This window comes from Endozoicomonas atrinae (assembly GCF_001647025.1).
GTDB lineage: Bacteria > Pseudomonadota > Gammaproteobacteria > Pseudomonadales > Endozoicomonadaceae > Endozoicomonas > Endozoicomonas atrinae.
The window spans coordinates 1-809 of record NZ_LUKQ02000667.1; the positions used below are offsets into that span (position 1 = coordinate 1).

At 53.8% G+C, this 809-nt stretch carries 1 protein-coding gene; it reads left to right on the plus strand.

What is annotated here, in order from left to right:
- Positions 1-809 (plus strand): tape measure protein (locus AK963_RS29935; protein WP_139117815.1); only part of this gene is annotated, 809 nt, incomplete at both ends.

Below are 809 nucleotides of genomic sequence, written 5' to 3' on the forward strand. Positions count from 1 at the left end.
ACTCGTGCGAGCAAAGCTTATCAGGATCAGCGGGAAAAGCTCGATGAGCTCCGGCAAAGTCTCAAGCAAGCCGGTTTATCCACAAAGAACCTCGCTGGCCAACAGAAAAACATCACGGCTGCTATCAGCAACACAGCGGCCGCTTACCAGAAGGCAACGGCCAAAGTAAAAGAAACCGCTCGGTCTATGCGTTCAGCCGGATTAGGCGGCGTTGCCCGAAATGCGAATAAAGCCTCCGATGGCATCAACCGGCTCACCGGTCGTCTTGCTGGATTGGTTACGGCAACGGCTGCGTTTATTGGCCTGAAAAAATCCATGCAGGGGGTTCTCGAAACCGGGGATCAGTTTGACCGCCTGCAAATCCAGTTAAATGCCATTATGGGCAGTGCCTCCGAAGGCGAACGGGCGGTTGAATGGATCAAGCAGTTTACCCGTGATACACCGTTGCAAATCGCCCAGGTGACTGAAGCCTTCACGATGTTGAAGAACTTCGGCCTCGACCCGATGGACGGATCACTCCAAGCGATTGTTGATACCAACAGTATGCTCGGTGGTGACTTTGAAAAACTCCGCAGGATCAGCCTCGCACTCGGTCAGGCTTGGGGTAAACAGAAACTTCAGGCCGAAGAACTCCGTCAGTTAATTGAAGCCGGGGTTCCCGTATGGGAAATACTCGCCAAGGTAACGGGTGAGAATGTCACGGTTCTCCGAAAGCTGACGGAACAGGGCAAGCTCGGCACCGATGTGATCAAAAAGCTCATGGAGGAAATGGGCAGTCGGGCGATTGGTGCAGCCGCCGACAACATGGA